Annotated in this window: 14 protein-coding genes and 1 tRNA gene; 9 read left to right on the top strand and 6 right to left on the bottom strand. The window is 40.7% G+C overall.

Features of this window, described 5'->3' with window-relative positions:
* Window positions 1-22 precede the first annotated feature (22 nt).
* From Q0X89_RS11575 to Q0X89_RS11560, 4 genes are all read left to right on the top strand, one after another.
* Window positions 23-2,014 carry a histidine kinase gene (locus Q0X89_RS11575; RefSeq protein ID WP_297694301.1) on the top strand — a complete coding sequence of 664 codons (1,992 nt, stop codon included), beginning with the start codon at window positions 23-25 and terminating at the stop codon, window positions 2,012-2,014.
* Between the two features lie 11 nt (window positions 2,015-2,025).
* The gene (locus Q0X89_RS11570) at window positions 2,026-2,769 is read left to right on the top strand and encodes a LytTR family DNA-binding domain-containing protein (RefSeq protein WP_297694299.1); all 744 of its coding nucleotides are present in this window, start codon (window positions 2,026-2,028) and stop codon (window positions 2,767-2,769) included.
* A 115-nt stretch (window positions 2,770-2,884) separates the two neighbouring features.
* Window positions 2,885-4,081, top strand: coding sequence for a hypothetical protein (locus tag Q0X89_RS11565; protein ID WP_297694297.1), 1,197 nt, complete (start codon window positions 2,885-2,887; stop codon window positions 4,079-4,081).
* 190 nt (window positions 4,082-4,271) lie between these two features.
* The gene (locus Q0X89_RS11560) at window positions 4,272-5,603 is read left to right on the top strand and encodes a YfcC family protein (RefSeq protein WP_297694295.1); all 1,332 of its coding nucleotides are present in this window, start codon (window positions 4,272-4,274) and stop codon (window positions 5,601-5,603) included.
* Between the two features lie 154 nt (window positions 5,604-5,757).
* Here the strand turns inward: Q0X89_RS11560 and Q0X89_RS11555 are convergent, their stop codons facing one another.
* The 3 genes from Q0X89_RS11555 to Q0X89_RS11545 all read right to left on the bottom strand — a co-directional run bounded on the left by Q0X89_RS11555 (window position 5,758) and on the right by Q0X89_RS11545 (window position 10,652).
* Window positions 5,758-6,831 (bottom strand): transporter substrate-binding domain-containing protein, encoded by a 1,074-nt coding sequence (locus Q0X89_RS11555; RefSeq protein WP_297694293.1) that lies wholly within the window; start codon window positions 6,829-6,831, stop codon window positions 5,758-5,760.
* 7 nt (window positions 6,832-6,838) lie between these two features.
* Window positions 6,839-9,688 carry a two-component regulator propeller domain-containing protein gene (locus Q0X89_RS11550; protein ID WP_297694291.1) on the bottom strand — a complete coding sequence of 950 codons (2,850 nt, stop codon included), beginning with the start codon at window positions 9,686-9,688 and terminating at the stop codon, window positions 6,839-6,841.
* Between the two features lie 106 nt (window positions 9,689-9,794).
* Entirely contained in the window at window positions 9,795-10,652 is an 858-nt protein-coding gene (locus Q0X89_RS11545; protein ID WP_297694289.1) for a glycoside hydrolase family 16 protein, read from the bottom strand.
* Window positions 10,653-10,988: 336 nt separating this feature from the next.
* Here Q0X89_RS11545 and Q0X89_RS11540 point away from each other — a divergent pair, with 336 nt between their 5' ends.
* Together Q0X89_RS11540 and Q0X89_RS11535 are read left to right on the top strand one after the other, a co-directional pair.
* Complete coding sequence (locus Q0X89_RS11540; protein WP_297694287.1) at window positions 10,989-11,336, top strand: hypothetical protein; 348 nt, start codon at window positions 10,989-10,991, stop codon at window positions 11,334-11,336.
* A 282-nt stretch (window positions 11,337-11,618) separates the two neighbouring features.
* On the top strand, window positions 11,619-14,162 hold the full coding sequence (locus Q0X89_RS11535; protein WP_297694285.1) for an adenosylcobalamin-dependent ribonucleoside-diphosphate reductase: 2,544 nt from the start codon (window positions 11,619-11,621) through the stop codon (window positions 14,160-14,162).
* 116 nt (window positions 14,163-14,278) lie between these two features.
* Here Q0X89_RS11535 and Q0X89_RS11530 read toward each other — a convergent pair whose 3' ends face one another.
* The 3 genes from Q0X89_RS11530 to rseP form a co-directional block, all read right to left on the bottom strand.
* Entirely contained in the window at window positions 14,279-14,746 is a 468-nt protein-coding gene (locus Q0X89_RS11530; protein ID WP_297694283.1) for a cupin domain-containing protein, read from the bottom strand.
* Between the two features lie 236 nt (window positions 14,747-14,982).
* Window positions 14,983-15,056, bottom strand: a tRNA-Asn gene (locus tag Q0X89_RS11525).
* Between the two features lie 284 nt (window positions 15,057-15,340).
* Window positions 15,341-16,684 (bottom strand): RIP metalloprotease RseP, encoded by a 1,344-nt coding sequence (gene rseP / locus Q0X89_RS11520; RefSeq protein ID WP_297694282.1) that lies wholly within the window; start codon window positions 16,682-16,684, stop codon window positions 15,341-15,343.
* A gap of 161 nt (window positions 16,685-16,845) precedes the next feature.
* Between rseP and Q0X89_RS11515 the strand changes: the two genes are divergently transcribed.
* The 3 genes from Q0X89_RS11515 to feoB form a co-directional block, all read left to right on the top strand.
* Entirely contained in the window at window positions 16,846-17,520 is a 675-nt protein-coding gene (locus tag Q0X89_RS11515) for an SCO family protein (RefSeq protein ID WP_297694279.1), read from the top strand.
* Window positions 17,521-17,637: 117 nt separating this feature from the next.
* The gene (locus Q0X89_RS11510; protein ID WP_297694276.1) at window positions 17,638-17,883 is read left to right on the top strand and encodes a FeoA family protein; all 246 of its coding nucleotides are present in this window, start codon (window positions 17,638-17,640) and stop codon (window positions 17,881-17,883) included.
* Window positions 17,880-19,644, top strand: a 1,765-nt coding sequence (feoB, locus tag Q0X89_RS11505) for a ferrous iron transport protein B (RefSeq protein WP_297694274.1), incomplete at its 3' end; no start/stop codon positions are given. The genes Q0X89_RS11510 and feoB, both read left to right, overlap by 4 nt.

Raw genomic sequence — 19,644 nt, 5'->3', positions numbered from 1 at the left:
TCACTTGCCATAAATTGAAACTATGAAAACAGTTTTGGTCCCGTTTTTCTTTGTCATCTTATCTCTTGTATCTCCCAATGATTGTATTGCACAGGACCGCAAACTTATTGATAGCCTGAAGCTGGTGGTACAACAAGCTCCTTCTGACACCATAAGAATTAAGGCATATAAGGATTTAAGCTGGGCGTATGCTACTACCCGTAAAAAGTTGGATACGGCCACAATGTATGCCGATACCATCTACAGTCTCTCTAATCAAATCAACTATGGAGAAGGCGTGGCATTATCGCACTTCTATTATGGAGTGATCAATCGGTTTAAGGGTAATTATTATCAGGGTATTGATCATATCGAAAAATATGTTTCTTATTATCAACATAAAGGGGATAGTTCAAGAATGGCATCAGGACTCTTTCAATTTGCGGTTATGCAAGGGCATTTAGGGGATTATAAAAAAAGTCTGGATGCCCAATACCGTATATACAATATCCATAAAAGTGACAATTATACGAAGGGTATGGCCTTTACTGTACAGTCAATTGGTCATATTCAGCGAAAAATGGATAAGCATCAAGAAGCAATTGCATCGTATGAAGCATCTGTTTCGCTAAATACCAGAATCAACGATCTGAGCGGGACATGGCAGAGTTTAATGAGCCTGGGGAATACCTATGCTGAGATAAACAACTTTAACCAGGCAGAGGCTTATCTGGTTGAAGCGATGGTCTACGCCAAAAAAGCGGATGACCTTTATGGTATCGCTTTTATTAATGAGAATTTGGGAAACTTAAATAACAAGACAGACGACCACATAAAGGCCTTGCAATTTCATAAGAAAGCACTCGAAATACGGAATACTCTCCCTTCTAAAAAAGACAAAGCTTTGAGTCAGTATCATGTTGGAAAGACCTATCTGGCGTTGGGAAATACAGATAAATCCAAAAGCTATATCACTAAAAGTCTGATGCTAGCGGAAGAAATGAATGTCAAGCCTCTACTCCTGGATAATTATAAATCTATGGTCGATCTCTATGAGTTTGAAAATAATTCCAGCGAAGCTTTTAAATACCTGAAGCTATATACTGAGATCAAGGATTCTTTGTTTAATTCTGAGAAAAATAAACAACTGGTTGAAATTGAGACCAAATACCAATCGGCGCAGAAAGATCAGGAAATAGAACTGCTTAAAAAGGAAAATGAACTAAGGGAAAAGGAGGCTCAACGGCAGGATATAGTTAAAAAGGCAATTCTGATTAGTGCCATACTTATTTTGCTTCTGGCAGGAATGCTTATTTATATTCTTCGGCAGAAATTAAAAAACCAGAAAGCCATAAATGCAAAAGATGAGGAAATTAAAATTTCGAATTTTAGAGAACAGTTGGGTACTTTAGAAATGAAGGCTTTGCGAGCACAGATGAATCCGCATTTTTTATTTAATTGTATGAACTCCATTAACAAAATGATCTTAAGCGAAGATCATGATAATGCGAGCAGGTACCTGACTAAATTTTCAAAACTTATTAGGCTAATGCTCGAGAATTCAGAGCATCAGGATGTATCATTACAAGATGAGTTGGAAATGCTTAAAGCCTACATTGAATTGGAAATCATCCGATTCAAGGGAAAAATCAAATATTCAATCCACCTCGATGAAAATCTGGAAAGTGAATCGATCCTTATCCCTTCCATGATACTACAGCCATTTGTGGAAAATGCTATCTGGCATGGTTTGCTCCCAAAGGATGAGGCTGGTCTAATTGAAATAAAAATCAAAGAAAATGAAGACTATCTTCAATGCAGCATCACCGATAGCGGTATCGGCAGAAAAGCATCGATGGAACTAAAAAAAGACAGTAAGCATAAAAAGAAATCCATGGGAATCAAGATTACCAGCGAAAGGCTTAAACTGTTAACCCAGGAAAAGATTAAAGAAGTTATCAGTATTATCGATTTAAAAGACCAAAACAACAATGCAATAGGTACCCGGGTAAATATTCTCATACCGATATCTTAATTTTATAGTCTATGATCAAGGCCATTATAATCGATGATGAAGAGGATGCCAGGGAAGGATTAAAACTTACTATTGAAAAATCCTGTCCGAAAGTTCAAATTATGGCCCTGTGCGAGACTCCGGAAATTGGAATTGAAAAAATTAATGCCCTACGTCCTGAACTTGTTTTTCTGGATGTGCAAATGCCGAGATTGTCAGGTTTTGATCTATTGGAAAGGTTTGAGACCATAAATTTTGAAGTCATTTTTACCACTGCCTTTGATAAATATGCCATCAAAGCGATAAAATTTAGTGCCTTAGATTATTTGTTAAAACCTGTAGATGTAGATGAACTGGTTGAGGCCGTTCTGAAGATAAAAGAAAAACAAAAAAATAAAACGGCTCATTTTAAATCCTTATTGAGCAATGTAAAGTACAATTCGGAAAATCAACGACGCTTGGCGATCCCTTCCGAGAATGAAATCATCCTTCAAAAAACAGCGGATATTGTCTATTGCGAAGCCGATGGAAATTATACCATTTTACATTTAGCTGACGACAAAAAACTAACCGTTGCAAAAACTTTAAAGGAGTTTGAAAATATATTGCCCGAATCGGACTTTTGCAGAATACACCATTCGACCCTGGTGAATTTAGCTCATGTTACTAAATATGTGAAAGGCGAAGGCGGATATGTTATGGTCAGCGGCCGCCGTCATTTGGATGTGTCGCGCAGAAAAAAAGACAATTTAATGCAGGCCTTAAAAAAAATCTGATACCGCTTAATAAACCTATTTTCCCACTTATAGCTGCTTGCTTACCACTTACTAAATAATGGTGGTAGCTGAATTTTTACAGATTTAACTTTAGATATAACTTAAAATTAGTATCATGAAAAAGTTAATCTGTAAAATTCGAAATTTCCCGCTCTTGTTTCTGGTAATCTCTGTTCTATTTGTCTCATGTAAGAAAGACGATGATATGCAGGAAGAACCTGATAGTTCCGATATCCCCGAAAGCCCGGAGGTTCAATCTGTGGACCCCGATAAAGCAACAGCCAGTCTCATTTTCGATAATATGAAGGTGGTGAGTGGCTCCCCGCCCGAATCCAAGTTTTCGAGTAAAGGCACAGCTATAAGTCCAATAGATCTGAAAATAGATTCAGATACAATTTTTTGGACGCCCGGTATAGTTAAACGCATAAAAATTCTAAAGCCGGAGAATACAATACTAAATTTTGGGGTCAGGGTGTTTGTCCCCGGTGCCAGTTCGTATATTGAAACCACCCTGCGTGAAGAAGAAGAAACCGACGAGATCGGTATACTCTATTTTAAGTTCGTCTCGAGCAACTGGGTTTTACCGGTGACTTTTCCATTGACGATCTCACCTCTCGACGAAGAGGGAAATATAGTGGATAGATTTGAAATTCCTGTGAAAATTGAAAAGCCGCTTGAAGAGGGATACGGAAGCGGAAGTGATTGCAATCTCGATCTTGAAAACACTTTTTGGGAATGGATATCCTATAATCAAGAAAATCCTCCATTTTTTAGCGCGCCGATGTATCCGCATATCCAACCCGGTACAACCTTTGGGTGTTGTATTGACGGGATAAGTTCACCAGGTAGCGTCTGTACGAATACCAGTGATAACAGACCCTTAGATTACGAAATTATCTTTATGCGCCCGTTGATATTTATGACCTTTATAGATGATTCTGAAGTCAATATTGCCGGGCAGGTATATTCACAAAATCTCGATCCTTCTACCAGTGATTACTGTTCAAATACACCAGGATATTCCGAAAGCAATTCAGTTGCGGGCAAGAGAGGAGACTATATAGTAAATACTGATTGCAGTATAACCCTTGAGAATCTTCAGGACGACGGCGGTAATGGAAATCTGCTGGACGACCCAACCAGATATATCGGTGGGGGGCCATTTATTAAATATACACTGATAAGTGATCATTTTATGAAACAAACCATCACCAGCAGCGGAAATCCGGACGGAGGCCGGAGTCTGGAAGGTTTTGGAAATATGTATGAAAGAAGGGAAGATCTCAGCAACGGCAGTTTATGGTATGATTAGTTCGACTCCAGTATTAAAGTTAAGCTCTAAAAACCCATGCTTCAGGCATGGGTTTTTAGCTGATGTAAAAGGCAAAGCGTAGCCGAGGAGTTTATTTGAAGATTGATTAAGTGAAGATTTAATTTTGCCTACTTTTAATCATGACCAAACCATCCATTCAACTTCTTAAAACCAACACACCATACCATTCATGAAAAATCTTCCAAATGCATTTACCCTTATGCTCGGCATCATCTGCCTGACATTCGGGGCTACTTTTGTGATTCCGATGGGCAGCTATACACGTATAACCGACCAGGTTAGCGGCAAAACGACCGTAGTGAACGGTTCCTACCAACAGATCGACGGGGAAGCGCTCGATTTTTTTGACCTCTTACTCATAATACCCGAGGGCCTTATCAGCAGGGCAGACCTAATCGTGCTGATTTTTCTGCTCGGCGGCTGCTTCTACATCGTGGAAAAAACCGGGGCCATGGGGCAGGGATTGCAATGGGTTGTAGACCAACTGAAAGGACGTGATTGGATTGCCCTGGTGTTGGTATCAGTTATTTTTGCCACTGGTGGTGCCACCATTGGGATGCAGGAAGAATTTATCGCATTAACCCCATTGTTAATCGCTTTTAGCCGATCCCTCGGCTATAATGCTTTTGTAGCCATAGGAATGAGCTTCGGTGCTGCGGTCTTAGGCTCTGCTTTTAGCCCGATGAATCCTTTTGCAGTTGTACTGGCACAAAAGGAAGCCGATTTACCATTGCTTTCAGGTCTGGAATTCAGAGTTGTGTTTTTGATTATTGCATTAGTCGCTTACATACTTTTCCTTTGGCTGTATGCCAGGGCAAATCCTGAAGACAAAAAACCGATGAATGCACCTGGAGAAACTATTTCTGTGAGGAGTATTCTGATATTACTACTGGTAGGCCTAACCTTTGGTGTAGTTACCTATGGATTACTCCTTCTGGATTGGGGTTTTAATGAGATTTCGGCCTGCTTTTTTTTATTGGGTATACTAACTGGACTACTGGCACGCTTGGGGATTAACCGTACAGGTTTTATGTATGTGGAAGGTATGAAAGAAATGACCTATGCGGTACTTATTCTGGGGCTTGCGAGTTGCATCCCGCTTCTCCTTGAAAAGGGGCAGATTCTCGATACTGTAATTCATATGGCGTTCAGACCGATGGAAGGCCTTCCGCCCAGTTTGTCTGCCCTGGGAATGATGGGCAGCCAGGCACTGCTTCACTTTCCAATTATGAGTTATTCCGCTCAGGCATTGATGACGATGCCCGTACTGATCCCACTATCGGATCTTGTTGGTGTATCTCGCCAGGTCTGTGTACTGGCATATCAGTATGGAGCGGTAAATATGGACATGCTGGTTCCTACCAATGGTGCATTAATGGCCATTCTGGCCGTGGCGGGTATTTCGTTTGATCAATGGCTAAAATTTGTTTGGAAACCCTTACTGCTATGTTTTGCAGCAGGTGTATTGGCTATACTTACCGGAATATATATAGGATTTTAGTGAAACGGATCCAATAAAGATCAGGAGAGGGATTCTCACTTAATTATATGGCGAAACGCCTTAAGATGACCTAAATCCATTTTTTTTACAAGCTAGTCTGACAATATTTATTGAAACCAGAATTGAATTTGGTGGTATATGGGAATCCTATATTCTATTCTATTTGCAAATTGTAATTATGAAGTAGCTCTGGCCAGGATTTTTCGTTGATCTTACGCACCAAAAGTGGGTTGATCCATTCCAGATGTTCACTATCCTTCGGCAGGAAAAAGCTTTTGTATTGCTGATGGAAATTAACGGGAAGTATAAACACTTTGCCTTTAAGTTGCTTCTCCCCAACCAGGTACTCCAGAACAGTTTTATCAAATACCAGCACCTCCAGTTTTCGGGACGATAGGTACAAATCAAGTAGTGCGCTTTCAACATCGTCGTATAATATCAAATCCTGGATATCATTTTGCCCCAAGAAGTTGGCCCCACTGGAACCATGAACACTGCCAATGTTTTTTGTGTTGCGTAAATCCTGGAGATCTTCAATGTTTCTCACCAGCGAATTCACGGTAAGTGTTGAAGCCACCGTTGCAGTAAATCCAGAGATTATTAAAATTGCAGAAAACATCCAGATCATAGCTATAGCCCGGCCTGCCCTCGTCTTTGGGGCCTTGTCGCCATAGCCTACGGTAGTCATGGTAACGGCAGACCACCAGAAACCATCGAACAAGCCAGTAATTCCCGGCCGGAACTGACGACGATTATGCCTGCGTTCTACCAGCCATAGAACCGTGCCAAAAACAAATATTGTCAGGACCAACAGCAACAATATCCTCAGAAATCTCACTGAAAAAAAGTTGCTCAGAAAAACTTTTGTCTGACTTTGTTGGGTAATAGAGGTTGCCACCCCAATAACTGAGACGTAAAATGGTTGTGTGACATCAAAAAGCGTTAATCTGATTTCATCAACATGAATCGGATTAATAGAAATATCAATTTCTTTAAAATCGAGCGCCCTCAGTAAGCCCAGATGATCATTAAATTCAACCAACTCAAAGTTAACATTTGCCTCTTCGGCAATACTATTCCATAAATCAAGGCTTAAACCCGTGAATTCATCGTCAGATTTTATCACAAAAGGAGGTTCGTGGACCACCCCTACCTTCAGTGTTTCTGTAACCTGCCCTAGCCCTAGTAAAGGGATCAAAATCAATATAATGAGACAGATGCGATTCATTTCAATTTTATACGATTTGTTCTAAATAGGCAGCAAAAATTTGAAAAGTCTTACGTGCGTACTCGTCAAATATTTCTTCCTGATCGGCATATACGGTAAATATAGCTTCGTGATTCTTGATATAAAATGGTACACTGATAGCAGCCTTGTAACCTTCAATTCTGGGATCCTTTTTCTCCAGGAAGGCTACAGTATCTTTTGATAACCGATTGAAAATAAAAGCTTTTGCATTGGTAATACAATAAGCTGCAAGAGAAGAACCAGGATCAAAAGGAACTTTTGCTGATGTAAATCCTCTGACTCGCTCCGAGTATCCCTCAAATTCAATATTCTTCCCTCTATGAACGCCAATTTCAAAAGCTACTACCCCTGGCAACTTTGCTAAATCCAGGGATATGGTTTCCATAATTATCTCCCATTTTGTATTTGGATCAATTTTCGAAACTAAACGGAGCATGATCTCCAGCACCAGGAGGTTGGCCTTCTTTTCCCTTTGTTTCAGCTTCATTTCTTCGCGAACCTTTACAAGATCGGCTTCATGTCTAAAAACTTCATCCTTCTTTGCTTCCAGACCTTGATTCAAGCTGTTCAGAATCAACTTAAACCTGCGTTTTTGGGACCAAAAAATGAAAGCTATCATAAATATGAGAGACAAAACCAGGGTCCATAGAAATATCTTGCTTTTATACCAGAACTCTACTACTGAAATATTTATTAACCTGGGCTCACTCCATAAAAAGGCTCCTTCCTTTTTTGCTCTTAACGCCAGAGTATGGCTGCCTGGTAATAATCCTTTTAAATTAAGTGTGGTTTCAGAACTGGAAGAAGACCATTCGGAATTATTGATTTGATATTGGAAAAAAGTTCTGAATCCCTGGAAGGAGGGGGCAATATATTCTATATCTATTTCCTGGTCCGGATCGATACGCAAATTTTCCTCTTTGATCGACTGTTCATCAACGTTTATTGAAATTATCCATGGCATATTACTTTTTCCAGGCATTGGATTGGCGTCATATGAATATACCATACCTTCTGAAGACCCTATCCATAGCCGACCGTCTTTATCAGATTCTAAGCATCTGTATGTCATTACCTTACTTGGTAGACCACTTTCTTCCTGCATGACTATGATTTGACCGTCTTTATACAGCAGTACTCCCTCTGTATCAAAAGAAACCCATATGCTTCCATCGGCTGCATGCGCTACAGCTTTCAATTCTTTATTGCTGTACCCTGGTCCCAGATCTATCTTTGTCACCCTATCCATATCATAACGTAGTAACCCATCTGTGGATGCCAGCCAGATAACCCCCATTTCATCTACCGTAAAATCATGAACCTGAAAATTAGGGCCTACATAGAAATCTAAAGGAGTACTCAGATTTACAAATCTGTCTTTCTGCGGATAATAGCGGTACAGGTAGGAATCTATTCCTATGCCCGAGGCATAAATAGGCCCATTTTTTGTTTCTTTAAGACATATAATTCGGTTTTCAAGTCCTTTCTCAGGACCATATTCTTTAAATGTTCCATTGGGCAATACACATCCAATACCCACTAAAGGCTTATCCCTGGGAGCCTGGGCTACCCATAGCCTATCGTTTCGATCCCCTGCCAGATAAAAAATCCCTTCTCCCCTTTCCTCCAGATCAATTGTACGGACTCTTTGCCCTTGTTGATTGAGTTCAAATAGTTTACCGGTACTAGTTCCTGTCCACAAGCTATTTCCATGCGTGGTCAGTGCCGTTATGGTCCCAAGAGAAGACGTGGAAAGCTGTTCGCCCGTATAACCATAATCTGTTCTTTCCACTTTATAAATATCTCCAAAGTTTACAAAGATCTTACCGTTATCTGCAATGGAGATAGCCGTGGTGTTCGCATTGGGTATTGAACCAATACTCTCAAAAAAACGTTTTTGTAATACACCCAGACCCTCAGAGGAACATATCCACAATTTGTTATTGGTATCGATTACTATATTGTGGATATTCTTAAATGGAAGCTTATTTATGGAATGAGGATCGTTGTTGCCAAACACTTCAATAAATTCGGGCGGCTTCCCCGGAGTTCGATCTAAATAATACAGCCCTGTATTTCGTATTCCCAGATAAATGTTTTCCTGATTATCGAGAGCAATGGATGTGACTTCACCAGGGCTGGTTGGGAAAGATTCTCGTCTCACTATTTGCTTGCCGTTAGCAGTTAACTGTATCCTGTAAATCATGTCACTGGCAATCCAGAGTTCACTGCCATTGAATTTCATATCATTAACTAGTGGAAAGTCGGCCATTTTTTTGAGGGACCTTGATACATCATCAAAAGTGTAAAGTGACCCATCGCTGTGGGCAACCCAAAGCTGCCCTGATACCTCACCAAAATGAAGGTCTACTGCGTCTTTTGCAGGATCCCCGGATCTGGCTACCAATAAATTCATAACTCCGGATGATAATTGATGGATCTGCCCACCAGGCTGTCCGACCAGCAAGTCGCCATTTTCCCTCTCGAAAAATATACCAGGATAATATAGCTCCATGTCACCGGGATCTATAGAGGCCTTTTTAAACAAAGAAATTCTTGTTGAATCCAGTCCTGATTGAATCAGGCTAATTCCAGCATCGTGACTCAAAAGTAAACCCTCATCTGTAGGGTGAAAGTATCTTCCATACTGACTCGGGACATATTGGGAAAAATCTTCAAAACGAGTGCCGTCAAAACGAACCGGCCCCGCATCCGTTGCAATCCAAACAAAACCAAGGCTATCCCTGGCTATATACCTCACTTCGTTCGATGGAAGTCCATTGGTGACCGAATACCAGGACACATGCATATTCTGACCTAGCGAAAGCTGGGTCATACAGAGCAATATCAAAAAGAAACAAGCTGTCTTAATCATTGCATCGGTACCAGGGCCTACTGTCTTCTAAAATTATCGCAAATTACTTTCATTCCAGCAGAACTGGTTATTTGCGGTTTTCGTGTTTCACCCAGTCCACTTCCATTACCCATTCACCGGTCATAGGTGAATCTGTGATCTTGGCAAAGTTTAAGATAGCAAACATCGGTTCGGGGTAATTGTCTCCTTCGCCCATATTTCGATAGATCTCTTCACCATCTACCCGATAAACCAGATCGCTCTCTTCCCATTCTACGGAGTACTCGTGATATTCGTCTAAAGTGGCCGGAAAATCCTTTCGAAGGCTCCACCAGTCCCCTTTATCGCATTCGCCCTGACTCTTAATAGCTCCGGTGGTAAAATGATCCTTCTTTACATCCCCGTGGTGTTCAAAAATGTCAATTTCTCCGGAACCGGTCAGCGGCCAGCAGATATTTTCATCGGGCTCCTGAACCGGGGATTCATTATTTTGAGCCCCGAGCAGCCACCAGGCCGGGAACATACTGGCTTCACCATTGCCGTGAAGTTTTAATCTGGCCGTCCATTTACCTTTTACGAATTCCTTCCGATTCTTAGAACAAATACGCCCTGCCACATATTCTGTATCCGGGTGTTGCTCCCCATGCTTATCCAGATTATCGCAGCTCAGCTTTTCTCCGATATTCACCACTTTTAATTTTAGTGTTCCATCACTTACTTCACGAGTTCCAAATTCCCCATCGGGCACATAACACTGTAGTTCGTTGTTTACCCAAATCCGCTGATCCTGCCAGTTTTGTGGATCAAAAGTTTCGAATTCATCGTAGAAGTCTGTTTCCCAGACTTCTACGACGGCAATTTCTGCCTTGTCTTGTTTTTTCTCAGCCATGCGGCAACCAAAGATCAACAAAAATGATATTGCCAGTAAAACGCTAAAAGGTCTCATGATTTCTTCCGTAAATGGTTTACATTAAATTCTATCTAATGTAGTGAATCGAACTTAATTTTTCGATCCAAAAAGATCTTTCCGAAAACTTATTCTAAGAGATAACTTAATTGTGAAGCTAGTGTCAGTGGTAAGAATAACCGAAAGCTGATCGGAAGCCTCTTCTATTAAAATCCGAAGGTATCAATTCGATCAGGTTCAATTTTCGGGATATTATTCTCTTATGATTTTGATATGCTCAGAAAACCAATCCCACCTGATCCTCGTCATAGTATTCAAACCAAAACACAACGATCTTTAAACCAACGACTTATTTATTAATTAAACCTAAATACTATGAAAGTCATTGATAGCGAAATTACCCAATACTGGATTCATTTTCAAGCCGGAAATGATGAGCCCAAGCGTGTTTATCCGCCTGTTATTGTAAAATGTTATGATCATGATGATTTTATTCTACAAATAACTTTTCACCCTGACGGGAAACCTCTTCCTGAGAATCACTACGACGTAAGAAACAAATTGGTTTACCTGCGTTATCCTCTATCCATGTATCACAACATCATTGATACCCTGAGGAATGAAAAACCTATCTATTTCCGATGGACAAGAGAATTGAACATGGGATTCCTGAGAACGGGTAAAGAACCTGTTGGGGAAGGAGAACTTGAAGCTGCTTTTTAAGAAAGGATAGCTTTGATAAGCTGGTAATTATAAAGCCGCTACTATTGGCGGCTTTACTATTTTGGCCCTCTTTAGCTTTAGCCAAAGCTATAATTCAGCACGATTTTGAAATGTAATAATTCGATAAATTTGTTAACTTTTTTATGTTGATAAACTCTTATTTATCTTATTATCAGGTGCTTATATGATTCGTCTTGTAAGTTTTATGATTTTTGTCATAGAATAGTTTTTGGGTTAGTTCCATTTTTGCTTCTCCATTAATAACCTTCTAAATAACTATACATGCCTGTCAAAACTATACCCCAGAAAAGAAAAACCTATTCTCAGGAAGAAGCGTATCAGTCCTGTTTATCTTATTTCAATGGAGATGATTTGGCGGCCAGGGTATGGATGAACAAATATGCCTTGAAAGATTCTGAGGGAGAACTCTATGAGCTTAATCCTAATGACATGCATAGAAGGATCGCCAAAGAAATAGCTCGTGTAGAGCAAAAATATCCAAATCCCCTTAAGGAAGCCGAGATCTTTGATCTGATTAAGAACTTCAAATATATAGTACCTCAGGGAAGTCCCATGGCCGGTATCGGTAATCCATTTCAAATTGCATCATTATCTAATTGTTTTGTGATTGGCAATGAAGGAACTTCTGATTCTTATGGGGGCATTATGAAGATCGACCAGGAACAGGTACAATTAATGAAAAGACGTGGAGGAGTCGGACACGACTTATCCCACATCAGGCCCAAAGGTTCTGCGGTTAAAAACTCAGCGCTGACCTCAACCGGCCTGGTACCATTTATGGAACGCTATTCTAATTCTACACGAGAAGTGGCACAGGATGGCCGGAGGGGAGCTTTAATGTTATCGGTTTCAATTAACCACCCGGATGCGGAAGATTTTATCGATGCTAAAATGGAACAGGGTAAAGTTACCGGTGCCAATGTTTCTGTTCGGATTGATGATGATTTTATGAAAGCTGTTCAAAATAATAATCCGTATGCCCAAAGTTTTCCCATTCATAGCAGCAATCCAAAAATCTCAAAAGAAATTGATGCCAGGGACTTATGGCATAAAATTGTGCACAATGCATGGCAATCAGCAGAACCTGGAATCTTGTTCTGGGATACCATTATAAAAGAGTCGGTACCTGATTGCTATGCCGACCTAGGGTACAAAACCGTCTCAACCAATCCTTGTGGAGAAATCCCATTGTGCCCATATGATTCGTGCAGATTGTTGGCTATTAACTTGTTCTCATATGTAAATGATCCATTTAAGAGTTCTGCAAACTTTGATTTCATCTTGTTCAAAAAACATATAGCCGCGGCACAACGTATCATGGACGACATTATTGATCTTGAACTTGAAAAAGTAAATGCCATTCTGGCAAAAATAAAATCGGATCCGGAATTGGAAGAAACCAAGCTGGTAGAGTTGAGATTATGGGAAAAAATTAAAGAAAAAGCCATTGAAGGACGGCGGACAGGAATTGGTATTACCGCCGAAGGAGATATGCTGGCAGCATTAGGACTGCGATACGGCAGTGAAGAAGCGAATGAACTTTCTATTGAAGTCCATAGAACAATAGCGTTAGAGGCATATAGGGCCTCTGTACATACAGCAAAGGATCGGGGTGCTTTCGAAATTTTCGATGCCGAAAGAGAAAAAGAAAATCCATTTATACTAAGGCTAAAAGAAGCAGATGAGAAATTGTATTATGAGATGCTCGAATACGGGCGGAGAAATATTGCCTTATTGACCATTGCTCCTACGGGTACTACAAGTTTAATGACACAGACTACTTCGGGTATTGAACCGGTATTTCTCCCTGTTTATAAACGAAGGAGAAAAGTTAATCCGAACGAGAAGGATGCTAAGGTCACTTTTGTAGATGAAATGGGCGATTCCTGGGAGGAATACGCAGTGTTCCACCATAGGTTTAAGCAGTGGATGAAAGCAAATGGACTGGATACTGAAAGAGAATACAATCAGGAGGAGCTGGATGAAATTGTGGCTAAATCCCCTTACTATAAAGCCACTTCAAATGATGTGGATTGGTTGAGCAAAGTTCGTTTACAAGGCGCCGTTCAAAAATGGGTAGATCATTCGATAAGTGTCACCATTAATCTTCCCAATGACGCCACGGAAGAACTGGTAGGCGACTTGTATTTAGAGGCATGGAAGGCCGGCTGCAAAGGAGTAACTGTCTATCGTGACGGATCAAGATCGGGCGTATTGATATCCAACGAAAGTGAAGCTCAGGAAACCCTTACGGTCTTTCCTACAAAACGTCCCCAGGTTCTGGAGGCAGATGTGGTTCGTTTTCAAAACAACAAGGAAAAATGGATTGCTTTTATTGGTTTAATCGATGGTGAGCCCTATGAAATTTTTACTGGACTGGCAGACGATGAAGATGGGATCTTAATCCCGAGATGGGTGGATGATGGCTTAATAATTAAGAATAGAGATGAAGATGGGACCTCTCGTTATGATTTTCAATACAAAAACAAACGAGGGTATAAAACAACTATTGAAGGCCTGTCTCACAAGTTCAATCCCGAATACTGGAATTACGCTAAACTTATTTCCGGTACATTAAGACATGGAATGCCCATAGTAAAAGTTGTTGACCTCATCAGCAGTCTTCATTTGGAAGGGGAAACACTAAATACCTGGAAAAATGGAGTTGCCCGGGCCCTAAAAAAATTTGTAACCGACGGTACCGAGGTAAAGGGACAAAAATGTGATAATTGTTCATCAACGAATTTAATTTATCAGGAAGGATGCCTCACCTGCAAAGATTGTGGTTCTTCCAAATGTGGATAATAGTTTAAGCCAGGGCAGGGCTATTAGTCTTTTACCTATAGAAGAAATATTTGATTGGTTAATACAGCAGAAGCCATCCACAAAAGTGGATGCTTAGATTTATCTCGAGTAATTATTCACTTTTTTAGTTTCAAAGCTACACTATCATAGTATTCGCGAGTAAGCTTCTCGGTCCAAACAGTTGGTTCATCACCATAAAAAGCGATATAAGAAACTTTGTTCTCAGCAGTGGATGTATGCCAATGTTCTACATCTTTTTCACATTTAATAACATCGCCTTCTTTGAGGATAATCGCCTCTTTGCCTCTTTCCTGATAGTATCCCTCCCCCTCTACAATGATGATCACCTGAGGAGTTGCATGTTTATGCCAGTCTAATGTTGAATTCGGACTAAAAGTTGCCTGGGTGATATTGTAACTGAAATCCTCGCCAGCTTCGACTAAAAAGTTTAACCAGGCTTCACCAATATGGTGAGTATTAGGCGCCTTTATGCCTTCATTCAGCATGGAGTTTAGAGAATAGTCAGAATTTTGGGCATAGATAAATAGGGGCAGTACTATGAACAATATGGATGTTAATTTCATCAGTTTTTTTGATTTAAATTAAAATTAACATAAAAACGGTTACACAGTGATCGTATAACCGATTTATTTATAACCGTCTACTGCAGAGTTCCCAAATAATGGTTAATGTGAGTTTAGGGATTACGCCATCCCCGCCCAAAGTCAAGTTCTTATCCCGCTTTACGAACCAAAAAAGCCACCCACTTTTGTGGATGGCTTCGGTGTAGCGATGAAGTAAGCTTCGCTCTACTTCTTCGCTCCCCCTCTTGGACTCGAACCAAGGACCCTCTGATTAACAGTCAGATGCTCTAACCAACTGAGCTAAGGAGGAATAATTCCTGAAATTGCGGTTGCAAATATAGCGGTTAATTCTCAATACCCCAATAAAATTAATTGGATTTAATCAAAGAATTATGCGCCTGCAAGCACAGTGCAGCCCTCCACATTATCTTCGGTATATGGTTAGGGATTAGCTGGGGTTGGGATTCGCACGATACTTCTGTTCCCTGCAACAGTCGCCGGTTAGCTGATTCAAGTTCTTCGTTTTTCGTTTTGTGCCGGTGACTCAAATGTCAGCCTATCAGGCAGTATAGGCTGGCATTTTTTTAGACAATACTATTTGAATACCGCCTTATAGATATCGTTACCGTTGGCAAAGATTATAAGCCCAAGCAAAAGGAAAAATCCTACCATCTGTGCGTATTCCAGAAATTTGTCCGTCGGTTTGCGGCCGGTTGCCATTTCGTAGATCAGGAACATCACATGTCCCCCATCTAATGCGGGAATCGGTAAGAGGTTTAAGACGGCTAACATGATCGACAGAAATGCGGTAATTCCCCAAAACGCCTGCCAGCTCCAGGTACTGGGGAAAATATCGAAAATAGCTTTAAAACCACCTACACCTTTATAGGCCCCGGTACTTGGGGTAAATATTTTTTCAAGCTGTTGCCAGTAACTCCCGATCTGATTGAAAAGCTTTTTGGTCCCCACGTTGAAACTTTCAAAGAAACCATATTTCTTTTCTACAATGTCGAAATAGCCCATTTCAGCAATCTCCATTATAGTTCCTCCTGCGAATATTCCCAGTTTCCCGTCTTCGCTTACCTTTAATTCGATCTCCTGGGTGTTCCCTTCTCTTTTGATCTCCGCAACGATTTCCTCTCCTTTATAACCATCCAGAAATCCGCTATACTGGTCGTAATAGGGCAATGGGGTTCCATCGAGTTTGGTAAAGACATCGCCTTTTTTCAACCCTGTACCAATATTTAGTGAACTATCCGAAACTTGCCCTACGATGAATGGAACTCTCAATTCAAAGAAAGTAAGATTAGTGCCCGTACTGAGTTTTCCTAAAAAATCCTCCGGTAATTCAACTACCCTCCGATTTCCATCGCGCTCCAGTGTAATTCTGTCTGCCGTAATCAAATTCTTTCTTAGATCAGAGTAGTTCTCATATCGTTCCCCGTTTATCGAAACGATATTATCTCCGGTTTCTATGCCCAGATCGGTCAATACGGGATTGGTGATCCAGTAACCGTCATTTATACTGGAGGTCGAGATATCGGTATCCCCATAGTAAAAAGAGGTGAGTATGTAAATCACAAAAGCGATAAGAAAATTAACTGTAACACCACCAAGCATAATAATTAACCGCTGCCAGGCGGGTTTCGACCGAAACTCCCATGGCTTAGGTTCCTGCGCCATCTGGTCGGTATCCATGCTCTCATCGATCATGCCGGAGATCTTTACATAACCTCCAAGTGGAAGCCACCCAATACCATAGACGGTCTCCCCTATCTTTTTCTTAAACAATGAATACTTTACATCGAAAAAGAGATAGAATTTCTCTACCCTGGTCTTGAACAATTTGGCCGGAATAAAGTGTCCCAGTTCGTGCAGTACGATTAAAAGGGATAAGCTCAATAGGAATTGCAGGGCCTTGATTATAATGGGACTCATCAGCGTCTATTCTTCAGAAAACGAACAAAAGTACGCTTTTAGGTTCTTTTAAAAAAAGAAAGAAGAATCCTCTACATGAATTTAAGAAAGATTTAATACCTATTCTAACATTTAGTTTTGCGCACTCTGGCGCGCCATATTAACTTTGTTGCTCTTTCGTTATGAGATCTTTTTTTAGCAAATACAAATTATTCGGACTGGTAATGCTCGTCCTTTCAGTCATTATCCTGGGACTCTTTTATAATGCGCTGAAACCACAGGATAGTTTACCCGTTTACCAGCCTGCGGATTTTAATCCGGAACTCGTAGACAGCACGCTTCATTATGTAAAGAAATATCATACGATCGATAATTTCTCTTTGGTGAATCAAAATGGGGAAATCATTACAGAGGCAAACTATCAAAACAAGATCTATGTTGCAGATTTCTTTTTTACCACCTGCCTGACCATATGCCCGATCATGACTAAAAATATGGCAGATATTCAGGAAAGGATCATAGAAGATGAAGATGTTATGTTGCTGTCGCATACGGTGACACCAGAAATCGATTCCGTCGCCCAGCTAAAAAAATACGCTATTGAAAAAGGAGTGGCAGATCATAAATGGAACCTGGTTACCGGTGATAAAAAGCAGATCTACGATCTTGCCAGGAAGTCATATCTCGCGGTTAAGGACTTTCAGGCTGCGGGTCCGTTCGATATGATCCATACAGAGAATTTTATCCTTGTAGACAAAGAGAGAAGGATACGCGGAACTTATAACGGAACCAGCCCGGAAGAGATTGAGCGGCTGATGAATGATCTTGAAATCCTAAAAGCTACCTACTCCGAGTAAGGCTCTGTTCCTACCAACACTATCTGCCTTGCCAAGGCCACTTTTTTGTTTTTATTTGTGAGTATAGCTCGGCATTTTCACTTACATTTGTCCTTACTTAAAATCATTCTAAATAATTTGGAGCTTAATGTAGCAGACCTGCGTCCGGGTCAAAAAGGGGTTATAAAGGAATTCGGGGAAGACGAGATTCCTGTAAAACTCCTTGAATTAGGATGTCTGCCTGGAAATCTTCTTGAATTAGTACAAGTAGCGCCTCTGAACGACCCGCTATATATCGATGTAAACGGTTCACATATCGCCATCAGGAGAGATATTGCCAAGCGTATAATGCTCGATGTAAAAGAAGATTCCTCAACCCGATGAACAAGAGTATCAAAGTAGCGCTTATCGGTAATCCCAATACAGGTAAGACTTCGGTTTTTAATCAATTAACCGGGTTGAAACAAAAGGTGGGGAACTATCCCGGGATTACGGTTGAAAAAAAAGAGGGTGTCTGCAAGCTCAGCAATGGACAGAAAGCCCATATCATAGATCTTCCCGGTACCTATAGTTTAAATACCACCTCCCTTGACGAAAGTGTTGTGGTAGAATTACTGTTGAATAAGCGAAATGAAGATTTTCCGGACGTTGCTGTGGTGATCTCCGATATTGAGAATCTTAAAAGAAACTTACTTCTTTTTACTCAGATCAAAGATCTTAAGATCCCAACGCTGCTGGTGATCAATATGGCCGATCGTATGGTAAAAAAAGGAATCACCTTAAATATCAAAGAGCTCGAGAAAAAACTGGATACCAGGATTGCATTGGTAAGTACAAGAAAAGGAACGGGTATTGAAGAGCTCAAAACATCTATCGAGAATTATTCAACTCTCTCTACCGAAGCCATCATCAATGCCAGTCATATTGCACCGGAATACTTTGAGAGGCTCCAAAAAACATTCCCCGGCGAAGACCTGTATAAACTTTGGTTGGTCATTACCCAGGACATAAACTTTATGCCCGTTGAAAAGAACAGGCTTCAAAATAGTGAGCTGTTGCCCACCAAATCTAAGGCCGAACTCAAAAGACTTCAGCATAAAGAGACTATTTATAGATACCAGTTTATCAATAAAGTGCTGAAAGAGACCTATAAGGTAGATCCCTCAGCAGCTACAGGTTTTAGAGCCTCCATAGATCGAATCCTTACCCATAAGATCTTCGGATACGTGATCTTTATTCTTCTGCTCCTTCTCATCTTTCAGGCGATATTCGATTGGAGTCAGTATCCTATGGATTTTATTGATGCCCAGTTTGCCTCCGCCAGCGAATGGATTAAGGAAACCCTTCCTCCCGGAGTATTTACCAATCTATTGGCAGAAGGTATACTTGCCGGAATTGGAGGGATCGTGATCTTTATTCCACAGATCGCCTTTTTGTTTTTATTTATTTCTCTGCTGGAGGAATCAGGATATATGAGTAGGGTGGTTTTCCTGATGGACCGACTCATGAGACCTTTCGGTCTGAGTGGCAAAAGCGTGGTGCCACTGATATCGGGAACCGCCTGTGCTATTCCAGCAGTAATGGCTACCCGAAATATTGAGAATTGGAAAGAACGCCTAATCACCATTCTCGTTACCCCGTTCACCACCTGTTCTGCACGACTACCGGTGTACCTTATTATTATCGCTTTGGTAATACCACAAGATACAATTCTGGGTATTAGTTATCAGGCACTGACACTGATGTTTCTTTATTTCCTTGGATTTGCTACCGCTATAATCTCGGCCTCGATACTGAACAGGATGCTAAAGATAAAGGGAAGATCGTTTTTTATGATCGAGATGCCCAGTTATAAATTGCCGTTGTTGCGAAATGTTGCCTATACGGTAGTTGAAAAGACCAAAAGTTTCGTGGTGGGTGCAGGCAAGATCATCCTGGCGATATCGATCGTTCTTTGGTTCCTGGGGTCCAATGGATTTAGTGACGAATTTAAGAATGCCGAAGAGATCGTAACAGAACGTATTGTTAATGAAGGGTTTTCCACCCATAGTAAAGCCTTTATAAGTGATAAACTTGAGGAATACAAAGCATTAGATCGAACCGGCGCTCGGGAGGGCTTGAATGCAGACAATACAGATTTACAAA

The organism is uncultured Eudoraea sp. (assembly GCF_947258525.1).
Lineage (GTDB): Bacteria > Bacteroidota > Bacteroidia > Flavobacteriales > Flavobacteriaceae > Eudoraea.
The sequence above is the reverse complement of the archived record's forward strand: the minus strand, read 5'-3'. Positions and strand labels throughout refer to the sequence as shown.